18 protein-coding genes and 1 tRNA gene are annotated in these 23657 nt (G+C 41.5%); 9 read left to right on the top strand and 10 right to left on the bottom strand.

Annotation, left to right across the window (positions count from 1 at the left end; translation table 11 throughout):
- Positions 1-95: 95 nt before the first annotated feature.
- The gene (locus IPP77_01260; protein ID MBL0308361.1) at positions 96-449 is read right to left on the bottom strand and encodes a hypothetical protein; all 354 of its coding nucleotides are present in this window, start codon (positions 447-449) and stop codon (positions 96-98) included.
- A gap of 511 nt (positions 450-960) precedes the next feature.
- Between IPP77_01260 and IPP77_01255 the strand changes: the two genes are divergently transcribed.
- The 3 genes from IPP77_01255 to IPP77_01245 all read left to right on the top strand — a co-directional run bounded on the left by IPP77_01255 (position 961) and on the right by IPP77_01245 (position 7700).
- Positions 961-1034, top strand: a tRNA-Arg gene (locus IPP77_01255).
- A 115-nt stretch (positions 1035-1149) separates the two neighbouring features.
- Positions 1150-2940 carry a PCMD domain-containing protein gene (locus tag IPP77_01250; protein ID MBL0308360.1) on the top strand — a complete coding sequence of 597 codons (1791 nt, stop codon included), beginning with the start codon at positions 1150-1152 and terminating at the stop codon, positions 2938-2940.
- Positions 2913-7700: a T9SS type A sorting domain-containing protein gene (locus IPP77_01245; GenBank protein MBL0308359.1), complete on the top strand. Its 4788-nt coding sequence runs from the start codon at positions 2913-2915 to the stop codon at positions 7698-7700. Before IPP77_01250 ends, IPP77_01245 begins: the two co-directional genes overlap by 28 nt.
- Positions 7701-8365: 665 nt before the next feature.
- Here the strand turns inward: IPP77_01245 and IPP77_01240 are convergent.
- The 5 genes from IPP77_01240 to IPP77_01220 form a co-directional block, all read right to left on the bottom strand.
- Positions 8366-9205 carry a DUF3883 domain-containing protein gene (locus tag IPP77_01240; protein MBL0308358.1) on the bottom strand — a complete coding sequence of 280 codons (840 nt, stop codon included), beginning with the start codon at positions 9203-9205 and terminating at the stop codon, positions 8366-8368.
- Positions 9206-10084 (bottom strand): site-specific DNA-methyltransferase, encoded by an 879-nt coding sequence (locus IPP77_01235; GenBank protein MBL0308357.1) that lies wholly within the window; start codon positions 10082-10084, stop codon positions 9206-9208.
- Positions 10084-10923 (bottom strand): type II restriction endonuclease, encoded by an 840-nt coding sequence (locus IPP77_01230; protein ID MBL0308356.1) that lies wholly within the window; start codon positions 10921-10923, stop codon positions 10084-10086. Before IPP77_01230 ends, IPP77_01235 begins: the two co-directional genes overlap by 1 nt.
- A complete protein-coding gene (locus tag IPP77_01225) occupies positions 10907-11830 on the bottom strand; it encodes a DNA adenine methylase (protein ID MBL0308355.1) in 924 nt (307 codons plus the stop codon). The genes IPP77_01230 and IPP77_01225 overlap by 17 nt, the downstream gene beginning before the upstream one ends.
- Before the next feature lie 69 nt (positions 11831-11899).
- Positions 11900-12082 (bottom strand): hypothetical protein, encoded by a 183-nt coding sequence (locus tag IPP77_01220; protein MBL0308354.1) that lies wholly within the window; start codon positions 12080-12082, stop codon positions 11900-11902.
- 174 nt (positions 12083-12256) lie between these two features.
- Between IPP77_01220 and IPP77_01215 the strand changes: the two genes are divergently transcribed.
- Positions 12257-13483 (top strand): imidazolonepropionase, encoded by a 1227-nt coding sequence (locus IPP77_01215; protein MBL0308353.1) that lies wholly within the window; start codon positions 12257-12259, stop codon positions 13481-13483.
- A gap of 73 nt (positions 13484-13556) precedes the next feature.
- Here IPP77_01215 and IPP77_01210 read toward each other — a convergent pair whose 3' ends face one another.
- Entirely contained in the window at positions 13557-13889 is a 333-nt protein-coding gene (locus IPP77_01210; protein MBL0308352.1) for a hypothetical protein, read from the bottom strand.
- 226 nt (positions 13890-14115) lie between these two features.
- Here IPP77_01210 and pyrR point away from each other — a divergent pair, with 226 nt between their 5' ends.
- On the top strand, positions 14116-14661 hold the full coding sequence (gene pyrR, locus IPP77_01205) for a bifunctional pyr operon transcriptional regulator/uracil phosphoribosyltransferase PyrR (GenBank protein ID MBL0308351.1): 546 nt from the start codon (positions 14116-14118) through the stop codon (positions 14659-14661).
- A gap of 20 nt (positions 14662-14681) precedes the next feature.
- Complete coding sequence (locus tag IPP77_01200) at positions 14682-15605, top strand: aspartate carbamoyltransferase catalytic subunit (GenBank protein ID MBL0308350.1); 924 nt, start codon at positions 14682-14684, stop codon at positions 15603-15605.
- 3 nt (positions 15606-15608) lie between these two features.
- Here the strand turns inward: IPP77_01200 and rocD are convergent, their stop codons facing one another.
- Positions 15609-16844, bottom strand: coding sequence for an ornithine--oxo-acid transaminase (rocD, locus tag IPP77_01195; protein ID MBL0308349.1), 1236 nt, complete (start codon positions 16842-16844; stop codon positions 15609-15611).
- 226 nt (positions 16845-17070) lie between these two features.
- On the opposite strand from rocD, the gene IPP77_01190 reads away from it, so the two are divergent.
- The 3 genes from IPP77_01190 to IPP77_01180 all read left to right on the top strand — a co-directional run bounded on the left by IPP77_01190 (position 17071) and on the right by IPP77_01180 (position 18347).
- Complete coding sequence (locus IPP77_01190) at positions 17071-17382, top strand: transposase (GenBank protein MBL0308348.1); 312 nt, start codon at positions 17071-17073, stop codon at positions 17380-17382.
- Positions 17379-17735 (top strand): hypothetical protein, encoded by a 357-nt coding sequence (locus tag IPP77_01185; protein ID MBL0308347.1) that lies wholly within the window; start codon positions 17379-17381, stop codon positions 17733-17735. Before IPP77_01190 ends, IPP77_01185 begins: the two co-directional genes overlap by 4 nt.
- A 396-nt stretch (positions 17736-18131) precedes the next feature.
- Positions 18132-18347: a transposase gene (locus IPP77_01180; protein ID MBL0308346.1), complete on the top strand. Its 216-nt coding sequence runs from the start codon at positions 18132-18134 to the stop codon at positions 18345-18347.
- 173 nt (positions 18348-18520) lie between these two features.
- Here IPP77_01180 and IPP77_01175 read toward each other — a convergent pair whose 3' ends face one another.
- Positions 18521-21853 carry a T9SS type A sorting domain-containing protein gene (locus IPP77_01175; protein ID MBL0308345.1) on the bottom strand — a complete coding sequence of 1111 codons (3333 nt, stop codon included), beginning with the start codon at positions 21851-21853 and terminating at the stop codon, positions 18521-18523.
- 13 nt (positions 21854-21866) lie between these two features.
- Entirely contained in the window at positions 21867-23654 is a 1788-nt protein-coding gene (locus tag IPP77_01170; GenBank protein ID MBL0308344.1) for a hypothetical protein, read from the bottom strand.
- Between the last annotated feature and the right edge of the window lie 3 nt (positions 23655-23657).

Below are 23657 nucleotides of genomic sequence, written 5' to 3'. Positions count from 1 at the left end.
GAATTAAAAACTGAGGCTATTTTTGTTTAAGCATAGATTAAAAAATCATCCGCACAAAATGGTTTTTTCTACAAACAAAAATTCTTTTTCTCCTCTCAAACACCAGTTATCTTTGGTGCTGTGGTAAGCAGTTTTGCCACCCATACCCTTTTAATATTTAGAAAACCTGCCATCACCGTTCTGCATTTGCAGCATTCGGAGGTCAAGTATTTTTCATCCACCAAGACGTCTTCCTCGTCAGGTTGTATGTCAAACCCCTCAGGTTGTATGTCTAACTCGTCAGCTCTGACGTCTAACCCCTCAGCTTTGACATACATCTTGTCAGGTTTGACGTCTTCCTCGTCAGGTAGTATGTCTAACTCGTCAACTTTGACGTCTAACTCGTCAGGTTGTATGTCTAACTCGTCAGGTTTGACGTCTGCCTCCTCAACTTTGACATCTGATTTCAAAAATAGGATGTCTGTTTTTCAAAATAGGAGACGCTCGCCTCGAAATCTTTCTGTTTTTATGTTAAAATCATCGAAAACATCGCCTTCAAGGCTCTATCATAAATCCATTTTTTAACCTCAAAATCAAACAAAATGCTACCTACACAACTCGTTTTAGACCTCTGGACCAAAACCCCCAACTGGGCTTAGGCTATTTGCCTACGTCCCGCAAGAATGGCAGCTTATAGCTGCTTTCAAATAATTAAAGGCTATTCAAAAACAAAAGTTTCAAAGACTTTTGTAGTTTATAAAACCCAAAGTCCCGTTCCGATAGCTGTCTGGCGGGGCTTTTTGTAGGATGTAAATCGTGATTCATGATTCGGTGTTCGTGATTCGTTCGTCTTTAAGGCTTTTGTTTTTATTCAACCTAAAAGCTCAGTTTTGTTTACTTGCCTTCCATAAATACTTATATCTTCAAAATAGCGGTTGAATTATCGGTTGATTTAAGCATATTTGCGCCGCTGAAATTCAGGGTCTGGTAGCTCAGTTGGATAGAGCAACAGCCTTCTAAGCTGTGGGTCATTGGTTCGAATCCAATCCAGATCACTTTCTAAAGCTTTCACCAAAAAAGCCTCCTATAAACAGGGGGCTTTTTTGTTTGGGAGGATATGTTTTGAGATTTTCTAAGTTCGCATAGTATTTGACCACAAAAAAATAGCAAATGAAAAAGTTTACAATGAGTGTATTGGCAAGTGTTGCTTGCCTATGTCTGTTTGCCCAAACGACCATTACGAATGGTAATATGGAAACCTGGACTGGTTCTGGTGCCACTGTTGAGCCTACCCAATGGAATTCAAACAAGACCGGAGGAGGCAATGCCGCCACGGGACCGCAAACTTGCTTCAAAGATACGACCAACCCTCACGGAGGAACGGCTTGTGCCAAGATATTGACCGGCAACGTTTTTGGAATTGTAGTGAATGGCTCCATGACCACCGGAAAGGTGGAGGCACCTTCTTTTTCAAAGACAGAAGGATATATCCACACTATTCCATCAAACTCCGATTACCGAATGACATTTACAGGAAGACCGGATAGTCTGGTTTTCTGGTATCGTTATACTCCCTCGGGCTCAGATTATCCGGGAGTAGAGGCTCGCCTTCATGTGGGCAATGCCTATACACCCGAAACCCCGGTGAATGGCAATCATTTGGACAGCACGGTAAACATTATAGCACGTGGACAGTGGGCCGGTTCAACCGCAACGGTCGGCAGTTGGACCAGAGCGTCTTTTCCACTCGTTTATGTAGATAACCGGACACCGGAATATATTCTGATAGCTTGTACCAGCAGCGCCAGCCAGACGGGTGGAGTATCGGGCAGCGCTTTTTGGATAGATGATTTCGAGGCTATTTATAACCCTTCGATTGCTACGAACACAATCAGCCCGCTGACCTATTATGTATCTGCTTCCGCAGGGGCATCGGTGACGGTACCTTTTGGACTTACCGGTACTTTTAATGCAGGGAATACAGTGACTGCTCAATTAAGTAATGCTTCCGGCTCTTTTGCTTCGCCGGTAATTATCGGATCGGTGAGCGCTACCTCTTCTGGAAGTATCAATGCCACTATTCCAGCGGGAACGGCAGCCGGAACGGGTTATCGTATTAGAGTGGTCAGCAGCAATCCGGCTTTAATCGCTTCCGACAATGGTTCTAATATCACTATTGTGCCTTGCAGCAATTCTATTGCTCCATCTGCTATTCAGAATTTATTGACTAGTACGAACGGCAACCCAATTTCGGTTTCTGAGACTCCAACGGCTACTTCGCGTGAATGGAAATACACCACGACCAGCGGAAGCGGTTACACTAGTTTCGGAACTGCTGAAACAGGGACTACATACACACCCAACTTCAGCACAGCGGGAACCTACTATGTAGTTTGTGTGTCTTCTTTCCCCGGTTCATTAACTGTAACCAGTAACGAAGTGCAGATAAACGTAGTGACCAACAGCATAGCGCCAGCAACCGCTCAAAACATATTAATCAACACAAACGGTAACCTGCTGACGGTTACAGAAACTCCAACAGCAACTTCGCGCGAATGGAAATACACTACAACCAGCGGAAGCGGATATACTAGTTTTGGAACTGCTGAAACAGGAACTACCTACACTCCGAATTTCAGCACCGCGGGAACCTACTATGTAGTTTGTGTATCTTCTTTCCCTAGTTCTTTAGCTGTAACCAGTAATGAGGTACAGATAAACGTAGTGACCAACAGCATAGCGCCAACAACTACTCAAAATATATTAACCAACACCAACGGTAGCCTGCTGACGGTTACAGAAACACCAACGGCAACTTCGCGTGAATGGAAATACACCACTACCAGCGGAAGCGGCTACACTAGTTTTGGAACTGCTGAAACAGGAACTACATATACCCCTAACTTTAGCACAGCGGGTACTTACTATGTAGTTTGTGTATCTTCTTTCCCGGTTCTTTAACTGTAACCAGTAATGAAGTACAGATAAACGTAGTGACTAACAGCATAGCGCCAACTACTACTCAAAATATATTAACCAACACCAACGGTAGCCTGCTGACGGTTACAGAAACTCCAACAGCAACTTCGCGCGAATGGAAATACACTACAACCAGCGGAAGCGGATATACTAGTTTTGGAACTGCTGAAACAGGAACTACCTACACTCCGAATTTCAGCACCGCGGGAACCTACTATGTAGTTTGTGTATCTTCTTTCCCTAGTTCTTTAGCTGTAACCAGTAATGAGGTACAGATAAACGTAGTGACCAACAGCATAGCGCCAACAACTACTCAAAATATATTAACCAACACCAACGGTAGCCTGCTGACGGTTACAGAAACACCAACGGCAACTTCGCGTGAATGGAAATACACCACTACCAGCGGAAGCGGCTACACTAGTTTTGGAACTGCTGAAACAGGAACTACATATACCCCTAACTTCAGCACCGCGGGAACCTACTATGTAGTTTGTGTATCTTCTTTCCCCGGTTCATTAACTGTAACCAGTAACGAAGTGCAGATAAACGTAGTGACCAACAGCATAGCGCCAGCAACCGCTCAAAACATATTAATCAACACAAACGGTAACCTGCTGACGGTTACAGAAACTCCAACAGCAACTTCGCGCGAATGGAAATACACTACAACCAGCGGAAGCGGATATACTAGTTTTGGAACTGCTGAAACAGGAACTACATATACTCCTAACTTTAGCACAGCGGGTACCTACTATGTAGTTTGTGTATCTTCTTTCCCCGGTTCTTTAACTGTAACCAGTAATGAAGTGCAGATAAACGTAGTGACTAATAGCATAGCGCCAGCAACCGCTCAAAACATATTAACCAACACAAACGGTAACCTGCTGACGGTTACAGAAACTCCAACAGCTACTTCGCGTGAATGGAAATACACTACGACCAGCGGAAGCGGTTATACTAGTTTTGGAACTGCTGAAACAGGAACTACATATACCCCTAACTTTAGCACAGCGGGTACTTACTATGTAGTTTGTGTATCTTCTTTCCCCGGTTCTTTAACTGTAACCAGTAATGAAGTACAGATAAACGTAGTGACCAACAGTATAGCGCCAACTACTACTCAAAATATATTAACCAACACCAACGGTAGCCTGCTGACGGTTACAGAAACTCCAACAGCTGTTTCTCGTGAGTGGAAATACACTACCACCAGCGGAAGCAGTTATACTAGTTTTGGAATTGCTGAAACAGGAACTACATATACCCCTAACTTCAGCACCGCGGGAACCTACTATGTAGTTTGTGTATCTTCTTTCCCCGGTTCTTTAACTGTAACCAGTAATGAAGTTCAGATAAACGCGGTGGCTAATAGCATAGCACCGGCTTCTGCTCAAAGTATATTAATCAACAGCAATGGCAACTTACTTACAGTTACGGAATCACCAGCAGGCACATCACGCGAATGGAAATTCTCGACCACCAGTGGAAGCGGATATACTAGTTTTGGAGTGGCTGAAACGGGAACTACCTACACCCCTAATTTCAATGGTGCAGGCAATTACTATATCATCTGCGAAAGTGTAATCAATGGTTTGACGGCAATTAGCAATGAAGTGCTGATATCGGTTAGCTCGGTTACCTTGAGTACCGGAACAATTGCCGGTTCACCTTTCGAGTTCAGTCCTCATGCCACCGATGCTTCCATATCAGTTCCTTATACCACTAGCAGCGCTTTTAACGGTGGGAACATTTTCAGCGCTCAACTGTCCGACGCGAATGGTTCTTTTGCTTCGGCTACTAATATAGGATCCGTCACCGCTACTAGTTCAGGAGATATTTCTGCTACAATCCCTTCCAGCACTCCAGCAGGAACGCGCTATCGTATTCGTGTCATTGCAGATAATCCATCGGTATTTGGCACTGATAACGGCACGGATCTGATTGTGGATCAGTTTCATAACTCGGTAGCACCTTCAGCTACTCAAACGATTATGCTAAACACCAACGGAACCGCAATCACGGTTACCGCTTCTCAAACGGCTACACAAGAATGGAAATATTCCACCACCAGCGGCGGTGTTTATATGAGTTTTGGAACTATAGAAACAGGTATTTCTTACACGCCGAATTTTGCAACGCCGGGCACCTATTATGTAGCATGTCTCTCAGTAAATCAATACAACGATACTGTAACCAGTAACGAAGTGCAGATAAACGTAGTGACTAACAGCATAGCACCAACAACTACTCAAAATATATTAACCAACACAAATGGCACTCTACTTACGGTTACAGAAACACCAACGGCTATCTCTCGTGAATGGAAATACACCACGACCAGCGGAAGCGGCTACACTAGTTTTGGAACTGCTGAAACAGGAACTACCTACACTCCGAATTTCAGCACCGCGGGAACCTACTATGTAGTTTGTGTATCTTCTTTCCCTAGTTCTTTAGCTGTAACCAGTAATGAGGTACAGATAAACGTAGTGACCAACAGCATAGCGCCAACTACTACTCAAAATATCTTAACCAACACCAACGGCACCCTGCTGACGGTTACAGAAACGCCAACGGCTACTTCGCGTGAATGGAAATACACTACCACCAGCGGAAGTGGCTATACAAGTTTTGGAGTGGCTGAAACAGGAACTACATATACCCCTAACTTCAGCACCGCGGGAACCTACTATGTAGTTTGTGTGTCTTCTTTCCCCGGTTCATTGACCGTGATTAGTAACGAAGTACAGATAAACGTAGTGACCAACAGCATAGCACCAACAACTACTCAAAATATATTAACCAACACAAACGGCACCCTGCTAACGGTTACAGAAACGCCAACGGCTATCTCTCGTGAATGGAAATACACCACGACCAGCGGAAGCGGCTACACTAGTTTTGGAACTGCTGAAACAGGAACTACCTACACCCCGAATTTCAGCACCGCGGGAACCTACTATGTGGTTTGCGTATCTTCTTACCCCGGTTCTTTAACTGTAGCCAGTAATGAGGTGCAGATAAATGTAGTAGCGAACGGTATAGCACCGGCTTCTGCTCAAAATATATTAATCAACTCCAACGGTAGTCTGTTGACGGTTACCGAATCACCGGTAGGTACATCACGCGAATGGAAATTCTCGACCACCAGTGGAAGCGGGTATGCGAGTTTTGGAGTGGTGGAAACAGGAACTACTTACACTCCTAATTTTAGTAGTGCAGGCAACTACTATATCATCTGCGAAAGTGTAATCAATGGTTTGACGGCAACAAGCAATGAAGTGCTGATATCGGTTAGCTCGGTTACCTTGAGTACCGGAGCGATTATCGGTTCACCTTTCGAGTTTAGTCCTCATGCCACCGATGCTTCTATTTCAGTTCCTTATACCACTAGCAGTGCTTTTAACGCAGGAAACATTTTCAGCGCTCAACTGTCTGACGCGAATGGTTCTTTTGCTTCGGCTACTAATATAGGTTCCATCACCGCTACCGGCTCAGGAAATATTTCTGCTACAATCCCGGCCAGCACTCCGGCAGGAACGGGCTATCGTATTCGTGTCATTGCAGATAATCCATCAGTATTTGGCACTGATAACGGCACGAACCTGATTGTAGATCAGTTTCATAACTCAGTAGCACCTACGGCTACTCAAACGATTATGCGCAACACCAGCGGGACCGCAATCACGGTTACCGCCTCTCAATCGGCTACGCAGGAGTGGAAATATTCTATGACCAGCGGCGGCGTTTATACGAGTTTCGGAACTATAGAAACAGGTATTTCTTATACTCCAAATTTTGCAACGCCGGGTACCTATTATGTAGTTTGCCTTTCAGTAAATCAATACAACGATACTGTAATCAGTAACGAAATAGAAATAGACGTACAGAATGGAACGGTTATTTCTACTTCAACTATCAGCGGCTCACCTTTCCTGATCTCGGCAAGTGCTCATGTCCAAGTAAATGTGGATTTTACTTCTGACGCGGTATTCAATAGTGCCAATGTTTTCAAAGCGCAGCTTTCTGATGAAAACGGCAGTTTCAGCAATCCCACTGAGATCGGAACACTCGACAGTTCAGCTATCGGAACTATCCCTGCTACGATACCAAACAGCGCAGCAGCAGGCAGTGCTTATCGTATTCGGGTAATAAGCACCGACCCGGCTATCACCGGTACAGATAACGGTGCCGATTTAGAGATTATTCCTTTCGAACTGGCTGTTAGTCCTACGGATACACAATGGGTAACGGTCGGCGTATATGGCGACACGATTACCGCCAGTGCTACTCAGCCTTGCACCTACCAATGGATGTACACAGTAGTATCAGGTACTGGATATGCAGACTTTAATCCGGTGCAGACCAACGCTGCATACGTGCCAAACTTCGCTTCGGCAAATATCTATTATGTGATTTGCAAAATGACCAACAGCTACCTAGATGAAATTACCTCTCAGGAAGTGGTGATTATAGCGCAGGAACCGAACGGTATCGGGGAGTTAGCTGGTACCGTAAAGGTATTTTCTAACCAAGGACAGGTAGTAGTTGACCTACAGAATTCTACTATGAAACAGCCTTTCATGGAACTGATAAACATGAATGGTCAAGTGGTACTGAAACAGCGCATGCAGTCCGGTGCGGTAAATACTATCTCTCAAACTCTGTTAGAGGGGGTTTATCTTTTCCGCCTTACAGATGGAAATAACACAAACACCGGTAAGTTGCTGATTCGCTGATATTAATTTCTGCTCCCTTATTAATGGCGCTGTTCGTTTTCGGACAGCGCCATTTTTTTATGAGAAAATGTTTTCTGCTTATAATCAAGGGAAAAGACGAGGAAATTTGATGAAAAATACGGACAAATAGATAGGAATATCGCTTGCGACTTTTTTCTGATAGCTGTATTAAACTTGTTTTTTGACACGGTTTAGTGAACAGACTCCCGTCAAGTTAATAGTTTGGTAAGCCAAACTTTTAGTTTCGACCTCCAAACTAAAAGAATCACTGTCCAAACTAATAGTTTCACATCCCAAACTAAAAGAATCACTGTCCAAACTAATAGGTTCGCATCCCAAACTATTAGAATCACTGCCCAAACTAATAGGTTCGACCCTCAAACTAAAAGAATCACTAGCCAAACTTATCGTTTGACCTCCCAAACTAATAGTTTCGACCTCCAAACTAAAAGAATCACTACCCAAACGATTACATTTTGGCCTAAACTTTTCGTTTGGCTGGAAAGGTTAGGTTTTTGGGTGGTGTAATTGAAAATGGGGGAGATTTGCCTTTGGTGGGCTTGGTGTTTGGTTTACCAATCGCTTATGTAGTGCTTGGTGACTCACGGTTAATTTATTTTTATGGGACGTTAATCATTAACCACTGTTAAGGAAATGCGTTGGTCTTATATGTCATTATATTTTGGATAAGCAATGAATAATAATGCGTCTAAATTTAATGAATTTGACAAGTCTCCTTTTATTATGTAGCACTTTCCTTTGTTTAAATTCGCATCAAAGTCAAACAATCTGTATAAGCAATAATTATTAGGATTCTTAACGGATATTTCAAGTTCGTTTCTAGTTAGGTAAAATGGTCTTGTAATGTTACTTCTTGTTGTTTTAACTTCTATCTTTTTCTCATTGCCTTCAATGTCAAAAGATAAAATGTCGTAACCCAAACCGTCTCCAATTTTAATTGACACATGTTGAACATTCTTTGCTAAATCTTCTTTTCCATTCTGTGTCAAAAAAGCAATTTCATTTTTCAAAATAAATAGCTCTCCTAAATGGCCTAAGTGTTTATTTCTAATCTCATTTTCAATAAAGTTTGTTGTTGATATTGGTGAAGAGTTTGTGTTTGTATTTTGAAAATCATTTGTTGGGGCGGGAACTAATTCAAGACTAATTTCAGTTAGGTTGCTCTCCAAAATTCCTACTTCATATCCTTGTTTGAAAGCACAATTAGTGCATTTATGTCGTCCAGTTCCCCCTTGATTATCACCTAAGCTTGATAAAATATATGTTGGTGCTATTGAGCCATCTTGGCATTGCTCGGAATCAGTCAATGATTTGCAATACTCTTGATAAGATTTCCTATTGGTGCTACTGCCAATATTAAATCCTTGTTCATAAGCACAAGTGGGGCAACGGTGTCTGCCACTTCCTGCTTGACTATGATGCAGGTTAGCTAAAAGATGTACTGGAGATACGCCACCATGAATGCAAGTTTCATTATTAGTCATTTATAAATTCAATTCTGTTTTATAATCTGTTTGGGATTCTTCCGCTAAAAATAAATCAAGCGCCTTCTTGTCTTTGAAACCACCAATTTTTTCACGATATCTTGTTGCAGTTTTGTTGTTTTCAATTTCAAGTTTTCTGTTTTTGCTGATTGTCAAAAAATCTTCTTCTTGGTCTATTCCTAAAAAGCGTCTGTTAGATAAGTTGGCTGCAATGCCTGTCGTGCTACTTCCTGCAAATGGGTCAAGTATCCAAGCGTTAGGTTTTGTAGAAGCTAAAATTAAACGTGTCAAAACTGAAAGTGGTTTTTGTGTCGGGTGTTTACCGCAGGTTTTTTCCCAAGGTGCAATTGCCGAAAGTTTCCAAACATCTTTCATTTGCTTATCGTTATTTAACTGTTTCATTAAATCGTAATTAAAATAATGAGCTGTCTTTTCTGTTTTCCTTGCCCAAATAATTTGTTCTGTTGAATAGGTGAAATATCTGCAAGAAAAATTCGGTGGTGGATTAGTCTTTTCCCAAGTAACAACATTTAGAATTTTAAAACCTAATTCATTTAGGATTTGCCCAACCGAAAAAATGTTGTGCATCGTTCCGCTTATCCAAATTGTTGCATCCTGTTTCATCTTGTCACGAACCAACGAAATCCATTTGCGATTAAACTCATTTAAGTATTCCGTTCCCTCTGATTTGTCCCACTTGCCTTTATTAACGCTTACAATTTTTCCGCTTTGAATTGACAAGCCGTTGTTGGATAAAAAATAAGGTGGGTCAGCAAACACCATATCAAACTTATGTTCAAATTTTGGGAGTAAGTTCATCGTGTCTCCGTGAAGAAGATAGAAATCTTTGCCTTCAGATTTGTAGAATGGATTAAGCATTAAAATGAAATTATCCCTTCTGCTTTTATGTTTTCAACAAAAAGGGTAAGTGAGGTTAAATTGTATAAACTTGGGATAATGCTGAATGCTTCTTCCAATTTATTTTTTGCTGAATGCCAACCTTGTCCGTCTGTAATCCAAACAAATTCGTAGTTGGCGTATTGATTAATTTTAGGTGCAACATCAGAATAGGATCTTGCTGTCTCATTTAATTTTGAGCCACCTCCATTGTAATAGTTTGTTTCTACGAGGTAAGTTTTCTTATTCGTTTTTATTACGAAGTCAAAGCGTTTTACATCAGCACCTAAACTTATTATTTCGGGATAAACAGTATTGCTCACTTCTTTTTTGTAAAACACTTTTGCGTTGTCAAATATTAAAGAAACAGCTTTTGACATATTATCTCCGCCTCTGTTTTTTCTCGCGTTAGTATCTAAACCAACTTCAATTCCAAATACATAATCCACAAGATTGGTAATATTTTTATTTCTGAAAACATCGGCTAAACCAGTTCCTTCAATGTATTCTGAAATGCTTTTAGGAGAAACAAAATATGTTTCAAGAAAAACAATATCGCCTAAACTATTAATGACTTTTTTGTTGTCCTTCTTTCTAACTGCAATTAGAATATCCAAAACCTCAAAAACTTTTGGGTTCTCCTGATACAGTTCCTCAATAGCTTTGCCTAAATCTTCCTTCCCAATTAAATAGTTTAGTTGGTTTAATTTGATTGAAATTACGTTGATGTTGCCAACTATTTTTCCGAAGTTGGTGAAGTAATCAAGAGTTGCATTTGTCTCACTAAGTTGAGATAAAAAGACTTTAAATTGCTCTGACATACTCTTGACTATTGGTTTTATTTGTAATTAGTAATTCTTTTAGGTTTCCTCTTTTCAGTGGATTTGCATTTATGCTTCTTCTCGCATCTACTCTTTGAATGTTGAATTCAGAATACAAGTCGTCAAAAAAGTTGTCATTTTCGTCTTTTCCTTTAACGTCTGAATTGCTTAAAATCCATGTATGATTTAATGCGTCAAGTTTGCTGCAAAAATCTCTCAACCTAATTTGTTCTTGGTCGTTAAACTCATCTTTTGAGTATGAGTTGAAACTAGAGGTTTCGCTTAATGGTTTGTAGGGTGGATCGAAATAAAACAAAGTATTTTTATCAGTCCAATTCAACGTTTTTTCATAATCTCCATGGATTATTTTAACTTTTTGAAGAGCTTGACTAACTGCCAAAATATTTTCCTTGTCGCAAATAGTAGGTCGCTTGTAACTGCCCATTGGCACGTTGTATTCATTTTTGCGATTCACTCTGTAAAGCCCGTTGAAACAAGTCCGATTGAGAAAGATGAACAAAGCGGCTTGTCCGCTTTGTTCATCTTTTCTTTTGTTGAATGAATTTCTTTTTTGATAGTAATATTCCTTTTTTGCTTCGTCATTGCCTTCCAGTTCGTGAAACTCGTTCTGTAATGTTTCAAGAATTGAAATCAGTTCTTTTGGCCTTGAAGCTATGGTTTTGTAAGTGTTTATTAAATCTTCATTGATGTCGTTTATTACCGCATTTTTAAGGTTTGTAAAGTTGTTCAGCATCCAAAACAAAACTGCTCCACTACCTGCAAATGGCTCTATGTAAGTGAAGTTGTCTTTGTAAACATCTTTTGGTAAAGCCTTTTCAATGTCGTTAATGAGCTGCGTTTTACCACCTGCCCATTTCAAAAATGGTTTTGCGCTTCTTTCTGTCATCTCTATTTTATATTAAATTTTTGAGTCAAGCAAATTTACGATTTTCATTTTTCTTATTCTCCGTTTTGGTCAGTTAATTGTCAACTGATTTTGTTTGCTCAATAGTCTTTTTAGGGTGACGGCCAACTTACGGATACCCGATATACTTTCATTCAAAACATGCTTGTATCCCCAATTTGGTATGGATACCCGCACCTTTGTTGATTTTTGAAGCGAGTGTATCCTGCTTTCGCCCTTGCTGTTATTTTTCATCCACTGGAAAATAAATATAATGAAGGTCACCAATAATCATAGTATATAATTCCGCATTTTTGGGAGGCTACAATTTTCTCCTTCTTTCTCCCTGTCTCCGTGCCAAACGTTTTATTAAACTAAACGAAACCGCTACTTCAAGCGATAGCAGATTAAATTCATTAAGATTGTTGAATGAAATCCAAACTCATCCGCAATATTAAATGTCTGGCAGGAATCCGCGAAGCGGAGACCCGTATGGTGAAAGGTCGTGAGATGGCGGTGCTTCCTTCTATAGCAGGAGCCTTTCTTTTGATAGATGATGGGAAAATTATTGCTTTCGGAAAAGATGAAGAAGCCCCGGATATGGCAGAGGAGGTCATTGATGGTACCGGTCGTTTGGTTTTGCCTTGTTGGTGCGACCCACACACGCATATTGTTTATCCCCAATCCAGAGAAAAGGAATTTGTAGATAGAATTAAAGGATTAAGCTATGAAGAGATTGCCAAGAGGGGAGGAGGTATTCTCAATTCGGCGCGACAATTGGCTGCCACTTCTGAAGAAGAATTGTTTGAATCAGCTTGGAAAAGGTTGGAAGAGATAATTGCCACCGGTACCGGTGCAGTAGAAATAAAGAGTGGTTATGGTTTGTCGGTGGAAGGAGAACTCAAAATGTTGCGGGTGATTAAAAAGTTGAAAGAAAAATCTCCGCTACAAATCAAAGCTACTTTTTTGGGCGCACATGCCTATCCGCAAGAATATCAAAACAATCATCAGGGCTATCTGAATTTGTTGATTCACGTTCTCTTGCCACAAATCAAGGCGGAAGGACTGGCAGACTTCATAGATGTTTTTTGCGAAAAAAATTATTTCAGTAGAGATGAAACGGAGAAAATATTAGAAGCCGGAGCAAAACATGGTTTGCGCGCTAAGATTCATGTCAACCAGTTTAACATCATCGGCGGAGTAGAGGCGGCTGTAAGGAACCATGCCTTAAGCGTAGATCATCTGGAACTTATTTCGGCAGAGGATATTTCTGTTTTAAAGAATACAGAAACCATGCCTACAGCCTTGCCGGCTTGTTCTATGTTTTTGAATATTCCTTTTACACCCGCCAGAAAACTAATGGATGCAGGATTGCCACTTGCGCTGGGCACGGATTATAATCCAGGCTCTGCCCCTTCGGGAAATATGAACATGGTGATTAGCCTTGCCTGCACACAAATGAAGATGACACCCGAAGAAGCGATCAACGCGGCTACTCTCAACGCGGCTTATGCGATGGGGGTTGAAGAAAGTTTAGGAAGCATTACGGTGGGGAAAAAAGCGAATGTCATGCTGACCAAGCCAATTTCTTCTTTGGCCTCTTTGCCCTATTCATTCGGAAGCAACCAGATAGAGCGAGTGATTCTTTCAAAATAATTATTGGGGATGAACTAAAATAAAAATGCCCTCCTATTTCTGGAAGGCATTTTTATTAAGAAACGAGCTTTGGTTATGACAAATGCTTGTTGATGTGCTTTGCCATCTCAAACATAGTCACCATTGCCTTCCCACCGAACACTGCTTTAAGGGCAGGGTCAGCAAGGATGTTTCTTTTTTGTTTAGGATCTTGAAGTTTGTTCTTCTTGATATATTCCCAAACTTTCTTCGTCACTTCTGTGCGAGGAATTGCTTTGCTTCCTACAACCGCAGCTAGTGCAGGGCTAGGAGTCATTGGTTTCATAAACGCAGCATTAGGTTTGCGTTTTACTGTTGCCTTTACGGCTTTTGTTGGTTTTGCCGCTTTTTTAGCAGGCGCTTTTGCTTTCGCTTTTTTAGTTGCCATTTTTAATTTGGTTTAATTGAGTGGAAAAATACGAATGAAATCTTATCTTGATGCAGTTCTATGAGAATATGTTATGCACATTCACCAATGGAAATGCACATATTTGTCAATGAAAGTTTTCTACGGTATCGTTTTTTTTATATAACGACTCGTTTAATTCTCCGCCAATGCTAATCGAGATTTGATTATACCCTTTAAAAAGTGTACGTTTGCCATGCAAAAAAATATGCAGCCCCGCATCATTCTTGACAGCAAGCAGTTCGATCTCACGATTACCCGTCTCTGCCATCAGTTAATTGAAGTACACAAAGATTTCTCAGCGTCTTCTATCATAGGAGTGCAGCCACGAGGAGTATTTCTAGCAGACCGTATCCATAAGAAGCTGTTGCAGATATTGAAAGTCAAGAGCATTGATTGTGGCAAACTGGATATTACTTTCTATCGCGACGATTTCCGTAAAAAGGGAAAACCAATGATTGCGGATGAAACCGATGTGCCATTTTCTTTGGAAGGCAGAAACATTATTTTGGTGGATGATGTATTATATACCGGGAGAACGATTCGTTCGGCACTGGACGCTATTCTTGATTATGGTCGCCCGGAAGATGTTGAGTTGTTGGTGCTGATTGATCGGAGGTTACACCGGCATTTGCCTATTCAGGCAAAATATGTAGGCCGGGTGATTGATTCCATAGCTGCAGAAAAGGTTATAGTAGAATGGAAGGAATCTGATGGTGCAGATAAGGTGTGGATTGTGGAAGACAAAAATTAAAAACAAAAAAGAAAAGTTCAATGAGTGCGCTGAGCCAGAAACATTTAACCGGACTTAAATACCTTCAGAAATCAGATATTGAACTCATTTTTCAAACCGCAGATAATTTTAAAGAGGTTCTTCAGCGACCAATTAAGAAAGTCCCTTCCCTTCGCGACATCACTATTGCCAATCTTTTTTTTGAAGACTCTACCCGCACTCGAATCTCTTTTGAATTGGCAGAGAAAAGACTAAGCGCAGATACTATCAATGTTTCCTCTTCCGGTTCATCCGTAAAAAAAGGAGAGACACTTCTCGACACCGTCCGAAACATTTTGGCAATGAAAGTGGATATGGTGGTGATTCGTCACTCTAGCTCAGGGGCGGCTAACTTTCTGGCTCAAAACATTTCAGCTAATATTATCAATGCCGGTGACGGCACTCATGAACATCCTACACAGGGATTGCTTGACGGCTATTCAGTAAGAGAACAGTTCAAGGAATTTAAAGGATTGAATTTTCTGCTTATCGGAGATATTAAACATTCGAGAGTTGCCGGTTCAGATATTCCATTGATGCTCAAGATGGGTGCAAAGGTGAAAGTTTGCGGGCCTCCCACGCTCATTCCTAGGTACATAGAGGAAATGGGCGTGACCTATGAACCAAATTTGCGCAAGGCGCTGGAGTGGTGCGATGTGGCCAACATTCTTCGTATTCAGTTAGAGCGGATGGATATTAAGTATATCCCTTCTCTGCGCGAGTATGCACTTTTCTATGGTGTGAATCGGGAGCTATTAGATTCTATTAAGAAGGAAATCACCATCATGCACCCCGGACCGATTAATAGGGGAGTGGAATTGAATAGTGACGTTGCCGATTCAAAGCAATCTATTATTCTACAACAAGTTGAAAATGGGGTAGCCATCCGCATGGCAGTCATGTATCTTCTGGCAGGAAGGAATTGATTCTTATCCTTTAAACTCTTTAAAGCCTTTTCGGATAATCTCAACGCTGTCGTCTACCTGTTCTTTTGAAATACACAGGGGAGGAGCCAGCCGTATGATGTAATCATGCGTAGGTTTAGCAAGAAGCCCGTTCTCCATAAATTTCACACAAAGTTCCCATCCGTTGTCTTTCTTTCCAGGTTTCAATACAATGGCATTGAGCAAACCTTTGCCACGAATATTGCTGATGAGCGGGTGTTTAATCTTGGATAATTCCTGTCGGATATACTTGCCGAGGTAGAACGAGTTGTAAACCAGATTATCATCCTTGATTACTTGAAGAGATGCCATTGCCACTTTACAAGCCAAAGGGTTTCCACCATAAGTAGAGCCATGCTCGCCAGGTTTAATGGTCAACATCACCGGATCATCACAGAGTACTGCGGACACGGGAAGTGTTCCACCGCTTAAAGCTTTTCCCAGAATCAGAATATCGGGGCGTACTTCTTCCCAATCGCAAGCCAACATTTTGCCGGTTCTTCCTAAGCCGGTCTGTACTTCATCGGCAATAAACAGTACGCCAGCTTTTTCACATAGGTACTTTGCCTTTGTCAGATAGTTTTCATCGGGCACCACCACACCGGCTTCACCCTGAATTGGTTCCACCAAAAATCCTGCGACGTCTTTATCCTCTAGTGCTTTGGCGAGCGCTTTCAAATCATTGTATGGAATAACTACGAAATTGGGAACAAAGGGGCCGAATCCTTCATAACTCGAAGGGTCGGTAGAAGCCGAAATAGCCAACAAAGTTCTTCCGTGAAAATTTCCTTCGGGGACAATAATCTTGGCCTTTTTAGCCTTAACCTTTTTCACTTGATAGGCCCAGCGGCGCGCCAGTTTGATGGCGGTTTCTACAGCCTCCACTCCGCTATTCATTGGTAATACCTTATCGTATCCGAAATATTCGGTGATATACTTTTCATATTCACCTAATACATTGTTATGAAATGCACGAGAGGTGAGAGTTAATTTCTCCGCTTGCTTTTTGAGTACATCAATAATCAAGGGATGGCAATGACCTTGGTTCACCGCCGAATAGGCAGAAAGGAAGTCTAAATAGCGCTTGCCTTCCACATCCCAGAGATATACGCCTCTTCCTTTTTCCAGTACAACAGGTAGCGGATGATAATTATGCGCGCCATGTTTTTCCTCTAGTTCTATAAGGTAATCGGACTTGGACAATAATGTTTCTGTGTACATAATATGAATGATGTTTCTGTGATAAAAATAAATCTTTAGGCCTGAAAAGATACTTTAAAAACCTCCATATAAAGATGTTTGGCCGTCCCATTGTTGCACGGTTGTTTTAATTAGTCCGCCCTTAAAAACCACTGAGATATAGACATATCAAGGTTTGGAGTTGAAAAAAGAGAGCGTTGGATTGCAAGAAGTGAACGAACTTTGTTGAAAATCTTGCAGATTCCATATGAAGCCGAAAGCCACGAACGAATCCCAACTCAGTTTCTACAGCAGCTTCGAAGAACAACTCAATCATCAGCATCCGTTGTATGTTCTTTCGAACCGTATCAACTGGAAACAGTTTGAAGACGCATTTCTCAAACATTACAGCGACAAGATGGGTCGTCCCGGCAAACCGATTCGCCTGATGGTGGGCTTGCTCATTCTAAAACACGTTCGCAATCTCAGTGATGAAAGCGTAGTGGAGCAATGGAGCGAGAATGTTTTATTATCAATATTTCTGCGGAGAAAAGAGTTTTGCCAACGGTTCGCCCTGTGAAGCATCGAGTTGGTTCACTTCGCCACCGCATCGGAGCAGAAGGAGTAGAGTTGATTTTAAAAGAAAGTATCCGGGTGAATGGAAAAGACGGAGCGGAAGAGGAAGTGACGATTGACACGACGGTGCAGGAAAAAAACATCACATTTCCCACCGACAGCAAACTGCATCAGAAGATAATTGCCAAATGTCAAAGCATAGCAAACAAAGAAGAAGTGGACTTGCGCCAATCGTATAGTCGCACGGTGAAGAAGCTTCGGTACCTGCTTCGCTTTCATCGCAAACAACAACAAAAGAAAGCACGTAAAGCCACGAAGAAAATAAAAACTATTGCGGGACGATTATGCGGGACTTAGAGCGCAAACTCACCACAGAACAATTAGCGGAGTACGCATCCCTGTTTGAACTCTTCAAAAAATATTGGCACAAAAGCGAGGCGACCAACACAAGATCCACAGTTTACATGAGCCGCATGTGCAATGTATGAGCAAAGGGAAAGAACATAAGAAATATGAGTTCGGAAGCAAAGTATCCATACCCCGGACACGAAACAGCGGAGTGATTGTAGCAGCACTCAACATTGAAAAGAATGTGTAGATGCACACACGCTGAAACCCACTTTAGCACAATATCAAAACTACACAACAAAGTTCCGCGAAAGGCCATAGTAGATTTAGGATACTATGGAGTGAGACAAGTCGGCGCAACCCAAATCGTTCAGCCAAGAACACTGCTGATAAAACAAAACGCTTATCAGAAACAAAAAGCGAAAAGAAGATTTACAACGAAGAGCAGCCATCGAACCCACTATTGGTCATTTGAAACAAAACTATCGGTTAGGAAGAAACTTTTACAAGGGAATAGTCGGAGACCAAATAAATGTGATGTTAGCAGCGGCAGCTTATAACTTCAAACGAGTCATCAATCAGGTTTTGAAAGGTGATCTTACTTTTTGTTCGATTTTTTGAATCGCTTATTTACCTTCCCAGTGCACCCAATATCTTTGAATTGATGGAAATGACTTTTTAAGGACTGACTAATTAGGGTTTATCAGACATAAAAAAATCCCGCCTCTGTTTAGAAGCGGGATTTCTATAAGAAAGATTCAAGCACTATTCTTTCAGTAAACTTATAGTTAGAGTCAACAGTTTGATAAATATATACCAGAGGACAAATGAGAAATATGAATTTCACTTTTTGTATTTTCAATTATACCCTTCTTTATCAAATTACCATTGACACTATAAATCTGGTATTCGGAATCTATCATAGAAGTTGGCACCACCAGATTGACTAAGCCATCTGTTGCAGGATTAGGGTAAAGCAGAACACTATGAATATCCGTTGAATACTGAATATCTGTAAAAATCAAATCAAATGGAGATGAAGTAGCAGAACAACCGCTTCCGTCGCCTACTAAAACTGTATATGAACCAGATAGTGTAGCAATATATGTTTGTGAGGTAGCACCGTTGATGATATTGTTATCTCTGTACCACTGATACGTTGCGCCAGTAGATGAAGCCAATGTGTCTCCTGTCTGAGTGATTGTAGGAGTGGGAATAGAACCAACAGCATATACGTAGGCAGTTGGCGGAGTAACAATATTATTTACTGTGGAAGCCACCACTCCAGCAGGTTCTGAGCTAATGTCAGGGGTATTGGAACTGTCTTGAGCAATGATGTAATAATAAATAGAATCACCATTGACAACACCTCCCATGTCTGCATTGACTATAGTAAAGTTCCAAGTGCTGAAAAAACCATTGCCGGTGACGAGTGTTCCCGGCTTAGAGAAGTATGAGTTATTCCCCTTCTTGTAATATATTCTCGGAACAAAAGAACCAGTGGTTGGGAAAGGCTGTCCGTTTGTTTTAGATATGGTAGCGACCAGTGAACGATCTGTCACGTTGCAGGAGGATATGATAGGAGAATAGGTGATCTCAGGAGCGCTAAAATCAGTGGGGATGATATCTCCTTCATCTGCACCTATATCTGGCGCGGTTCCTCCACCGTTGGTTTGGTCTAACAATGGGTAGGCCGCACGGCTACCTGCTGCATCATAATCATCTATAAACCCTGGGATAATCAATGCTCCGGACTCTATTTTATTTCCGATACTTGGCTTGATATGTAAGTCTGTTGTAGCAGCGTTACCAGATGGCATGATGAAATTAGGGTTCGCTGTAAAACTGGTTAAATCAAAAAATGGATTTGCCGTGTTCCAGGCAGCTAAATCTGCGCGATCAGTTACTGCGTCGAATCCAAATATTGTTCCGTTTCCATTTGTATGGAAGACATTGTTGTTTTGTACTAAGCCTGTTTTGTTTGTAAGGGAAATGGCATAATGCTTGCCTCCGGTAGTTGCATTACTCCGTTCGTTGACAAAAATATTATTCAAAACGGTATCTGCTCCTGCCGCAATTTTTCGGAAAGCGTATGTTCTTGTTGTGTCTGTACCGACACCTGTACCACCAATATAAAGTGAATTATGATAAATATTGTAACTGCCACTTCCTGTTTTATTCAGGCCTATAAGTGTATGCGATAAGGTTTCAGGGGTGCCTGCCGCATTATATCCTAAACTGACCATATTGTTTGAAACCAGAGCTTTGGAATTGGATGCCGCATGGATTCCAATTTGCTGGCTGGTCATTACCTGAGATGAAGTAGAAAAATTGTGAATGAAGTTCCTAGATACATTGTATGGTTGAGAGGTAGATGAGGTGCCAAAATAGATTCCTATGACACTGACACTAGCTACCAGAAAAGTATTGGACAAGGAGTGAATATGATTGTTAATGATGTTTTGAGAGGTGCCACTGGCTATATCAACAATGCCGGTGACCGACGCGGTGTTTGTCACTCCGGTATTACTGCTGTTAGTAGTTAGGTTAGATATGGTGTTGTCGTGTATATTGTTTATGCCCGCATCTGCGTAAATGCCAGTAATATAAACGCCGGCACCGTTGTTAGAGGAGGTCATATTTGCGATGGTATTGTTTGCTATCTCTACTTTATCCGTGGCACTGGCTGGAGATGAATAAATTCCTCGAGTGACGCTTGTTCCAAATACACGGATACTATTAGCCTCTGTACCACTACCAATCGTATTGCCGGTTACCGTTCCAATATTCACCTTCCCATTTTCAACATGGATACCAGTAAAATTAGAACCACTCGTGCCAGAAAGCTGAATATTTTGTATTACGTTTCCTTGAACTGAAGACGCTGCAATACCACTGAGACTAAGATAAATACCAATAAAAGACCCGTTGTTGCTATTTGCCCATGCATTGCCTCCTGCCATCACATCTTTCCCTCCGATATAATTGTTACTAACAGTATAGTTGCCTGCGGTAGTTCCCGGAGAAAGGTAAATGCCTGTTTGGCTAGTAGTCGGAGCCAAGGTTGAATAAAGACTATTACCTGTTACGACCCAATTGTCGCCATTAGTACTCCCACTCACATAAACTCCTGCAGAAGTAAAGTTAAATATGCTGTTATTGCTGATATTATTGTCGCTATTCACCTTCCCGACAGTTCCGACTGAATAAATACAATTAGCAGGCGTTGCGGTACCTAAGCCGTCAGAACGATCTCGAATAATGCAATTACTAATGGTATTAAAACTATTCCCTGTTATTCCACCGGTAGCAGTCGTAAATAAAATAGTTCCACTTGAAGTAGTAGTATTCTGTCCTTCAATTTGAAGATAATTTAACGAGATATTATTGGCACCATTGATAAATCGGAAAGTAGCACCGACAACCCCTGCCGTCCGGGTGTTTCTAAAAGTCCATCCTATGCTTGACCCGGTTCCTCCTGCTCTTCCATCAAAAATGATATTTGTCGCAGAACTATCAAAAGAAATTAATCCAATAGTAGCTCCAGTAGTTACTTGATCACCAGAAGTGGTTATTGCCGGAGAACCAGCCGCAGGTCTGATCGTTGCTGTCCAGTTGCCTCCTGAAGTGCCAAATTGTTTAAACATAATCGGAAAAACCTCTCCAGTAGTTCCGTCGTAGTCTGATTGCATTTCAAAAATTACATGACCGGTTAAAGTGCTATTATTAAGTATCGCTGCAACATCCGTCAGTTTGATTAACTGACCTGATGTCCCAACCGTGTATGTTCCAGCACTAAGATTAATATTGGCGCCACCTAGCACAAAAGCACCAAGCATAGTACCCACATTTCCAGAAAGAACAGGCGAAACAGAGCCGCCACCTCTACTGGAATAACTTCCCGAAACGGTTGTAGATTGTCCAATTCTGTTTGCCCCAGAAAGGGTGCCCTCTGTAAGTCTGATTGATGTAGTCTTAATAAATGCAGTACTTGGAGTTGCTGTCCAATATCTGTTTGTGTTGATAGAACTTAATCCAAAACCTGCAGTGCCGTTTGAGTTAGCATCAAAAACTTCCACGGTTACTGAGCCAGTGGCAGATGTTGTCGGATTTACTAATTCAAACAATTGAAAAGTAGACTTACCGACTGGAAAAGAGTAGGTGGATCCGGTTATTAGAGCGGTAGGTAGCGATCTGGAAATAGGGGCCATTAACAAATGACCCAGAAGATCCGCCAGTAATACTAGCAGCGGTTGTGCCTGTTACGGATATAAGATTAGCACTGGTGGTATAGAGCTTTCCAAGTGTCATATTTAATATCCCTGTATTCAGCGCTCCTCCTAAGGTCACACCTGAGCCATTATTTATGGTTAATTGGGTTAGGGATGAACCTGTATAATTTCCAACCGTAAAGGTTTGTGCATTTGTACTACTTAAGATTAAGTGAGAGTTTAATTCATTCCCGGTAAAGGTCCCGTTGTTTAAAAAGGCACCTTTTAGATTCAGTGTATAACCCGTAAGTTTGAATTCACTTTGTGCGTTGTTTATCGTTAAGGTGCCTGCAATAGTTGAATTACCTGATAACCTGACAAAACGATTAGTGGGATTAGATGGGGTATTATTTACAATAACGTTCCCAAGTGCGGCGCTAGCGGTGTTTATTTCAAAGCCATCAAGGCTACCCGATTTTGTACTTACACCATCTCCAAATCGTATAGTGCTTCCTGCAACATTATATGTACCCGATGTAGCCATAACCATAAAAGCTATACCTGTAGTGGAAGATGAAGAGTGAGGATTTACAATGGTCATGGTTCCCCCAGTAAAGGCAACATTTGGAGTGCCTCCTACGATAGTGCCAAATTGGATTATATGACTAGATCCACTTAGGTTTACGGTGTTTTGTGGATCTAAATTGAAGCTGCCTGCAGTCATATTGAATACGGATGTATTCCCGAAAATTACTCTTCCGTTTATGGAAAGACTTCCACCGCCAATTGATAAGGTTCCATTTACAGTGAAAATATCTCCACCGGTTCCATAGTTAAAACTTCCGGCATCAATTTTTAGTTCGCCAAGAACTGTAACTGCATTAGTTGATCCTCCCACAGAGCCAATGCTTGCTCCGGCATTATTGAGCCACAGGCGACCGGCCGTAGCGCAGATGATTTCGCTGGAGTAATAGGGTGTAATAGTAGAGGCACTGGAGATTTTGAATGTTCCCGAAGTAATGATTAATCTGGGTGTTCCTCCAGTATTTCCTGGTGCCCGCATAGAAAATACCACTTGAACATCAACCTGAGATAAAGAACTGGTCCCCTTATTCACGGCAATTGCATTAAAGCGACAAAGAATTGGGGTACCCGATACCATTGCATTGTTTGCCCCAAAAAAAGTAATCAAACCAGAAGGCGCTGAAGTGGCCGGCTCGCTGGTGGTGCCCATGTCTAAAGTTCCATTAATCACCAAGTTCCCTGCCAGGTTGCCGGCATTGGTATTGCCGCCCAAGTTAAGTTTCTTAGAGTTGGTACCCGTCCCGACTCCTGCATCAAGAACACCGCCGGTGGCAATAGTCATATCTCCATTCACCGTTAAGGTAGCGGCAGTCGTTCCTCCGATGTAAGTCAATTTACCGCTGGAACCTTGACCAACTGTCAGATTAGCGCAAGTTGCAGCGGTATTATCAACGGTTACCAAAGAGCCATTCACAATAACTACATTATCTGTCGAGGTGGGTACCACTCCTCCAACCCAAGTGGTGGTGGCGCTCCAATTTCCTCCCGAAACCTCAGAAACAATTTGTCCATTTACATATAAGATACAAATCAGTGCAGATAGACTGAGAAGAAGTGCTCTTCCCTTTTTAATGAAAAACTGGGGAAACAAATAATTCTCCCGTTGATTAAAATTCAAGTTTAAGTGCTTCATTCT

The sequence above is a fragment of the Bacteroidota bacterium genome (assembly GCA_016722375.1).
Lineage (GTDB): Bacteria > Bacteroidota > Bacteroidia > Chitinophagales > LD1 > Bog-950.
Note: the sequence above shows the minus strand (reverse complement) of the source record. Positions and strands in the feature narration are given on the sequence as shown.